Below are 1,896 nucleotides of genomic sequence, written 5' to 3'. Positions count from 1 at the left end.
GGCGTAAGGTCAGCGGCGACCCGCCGCTTCTTTGCTGAAAAGAAAAAAAGTAAAAAAAGAAAAGAGTTCGCATTTCACTTGTACTGTACGGCAATGCATCACCCGAAGGTATAACATTTTTCGACCAACAAAAATCCCCCGGCGGGGCGTACAGGCGGCTCTGCCGCCGTAACACTACCCTTTTCACTCTTGAAATTGGGGCGTAAGGTCAGCGGCGACCCGCCGCTTCTTTGTTGAAAAGAAAGAAGAAGCAAAAAAAGAAAAGAGTTCGCATTTCACTTGTACTATGCGGCAACGCACCACACGAATATGAATCAAAAAAAGCAGCGTCAGTTTCCTGACGCTGTTTTTGTTTTTTCAGATGCAGTTCACGCTTTCCGAATTCCCGGAGTCAAAAGCTTTTTATCCTTATGCTTAATCATTTCCATCATCACGAGAGCCATAATCACCGAGCAGATGTCTGCGATCGGCTGGGCGAAAATCAGACCGTCCAGTCCGACCAACGCATTGGCGATAAACAGCACTGGCAGGAAAACAAACCCCTGACGGCTGACGGAAAGAATCAACGATGCCAGACCGTGTCCCATGCCTTGGAATGCGTTATTATTGACAAAGATAATGCCGAGGAACGGTCCGGAAACCATCAGTGCCCGCAGCATTTTCACGGCATAACCCTGCTGGGCAGTGACATCTGCCACAGAACCGGAAGAACCGGCTGTCATGAAAATGCTGATGATCGGTTCAGTAAACAGGAAATACAGTGCCGTCATTATCGTGCCGATGACCAGTGTGCAAGCCATGCTGAACCGCACGACTTTAGTCATCTTCGCAAAATTCCGTGCCCCGTAGTGGAAGCCGACCAGCGGCTGGATACCAATACCAATGCCCAGCTGGAGGAACACTACCAGCATGTTGGCTTTCATGGCAATGCCCATGCCGCCGGTGGCGAGAACGTCGATGTTGTTCAGCAGGCGATTCAGTACCAGATTGGAAAGGCTCATCAGCACGTTGGTGAAAAACATGGGAATGCCAATGGAGAACACGCCGGTGAAAATGCCGCCTTTCATGGCGAAGTGCTTGGGATTTGCCGTCAGCATGGTGTGGCTGACTTTCAGGTAAATGAAGTAGAACAGCATCGCAACCGTGTTGCCGATACTGGTGGCAATGGCTGCACCTTTGACACCCATGCCCATTGCCAGAATCATAATGGGATCCAGAATGATGTTGGTCACAGCACCGATCATCATGCCGAACATAGATATTTTTGCAGCACCCTCGCCCTTGACCAGATTGCTCATGGCACTGCTCAGCACAGTGGGAATGGCACCGATGCCGATGTAGAACAGATAGTCGCGGGTGTACTGTTCCAGATTCTGATAGTTGCTGACCAGACGATCATAGGCTTCGCCGGAAATGTCCTTGGAAATATTGGCGATGTTGGAAGCTGCATCGGCTCCTACCAGCGGCAGGATCCAGCTGACACCCAGTGTCAGGGCAAATGTTGCCAGCAATCCCACCACAACGGCACCCCAGAAGCTGAAGCTGCTGATCTTTTTTACGCGGTCGTACTCTCTCGCTCCCAGCGAACGGGAGATAAAGGCACAGCCGCCGATGCCGAACAAATTTCCGAATGCCATAAGGATCATAAACACCGGTGTCGCCATGGAAACCGCGTTCATCTGGTAGGGATCGTGGGTCTGTCCCACGAAAACCGTGTCCACCATGTTGTACAGCACGGTGACCAGCATGCTCAGGACAGAGGGGATCGCCAGCGTTGCCACTGCCCTGGGGACAGAGTCAATTTCAAAAACAGAGAGTTTCTTTTCTTTTACCTGCATATATGGACTTCCTTTCTGGAATATATTTTTGGCAATACCGCACAAAGATTGTGCGACA

General features: G+C 50.6%; 1 protein-coding gene. It reads right to left on the bottom strand.

The window, feature by feature from the left end; genetic code table 11:
* Positions 1–368: 368 nt before the first annotated feature.
* Positions 369–1,838: an MATE family efflux transporter gene (locus RUMCAL_RS00175; RefSeq protein ID WP_040646257.1), complete on the bottom strand. Its 1,470-nt coding sequence runs from the start codon at positions 1,836–1,838 to the stop codon at positions 369–371.
* Between the last annotated feature and the right edge of the window lie 58 nt (positions 1,839–1,896).

This window comes from Ruminococcus callidus ATCC 27760, assembly GCF_000468015.1.
Taxonomy (GTDB): Bacteria; Bacillota; Clostridia; order Oscillospirales; family Ruminococcaceae; genus Ruminococcus_C; species Ruminococcus_C callidus.
Note: the sequence above shows the minus strand (reverse complement) of the source record. Positions and strands in the feature narration are given on the sequence as shown.

Excerpts from the sequence above, each read along its gene's own strand:
- RUMCAL_RS00175 (WP_040646257.1), bottom strand. The coding sequence starts at position 1,838 with ATGCAGGTAAAAGAAAAGAAACTCTCTGTTTTTGAAATTGACTCTGTC.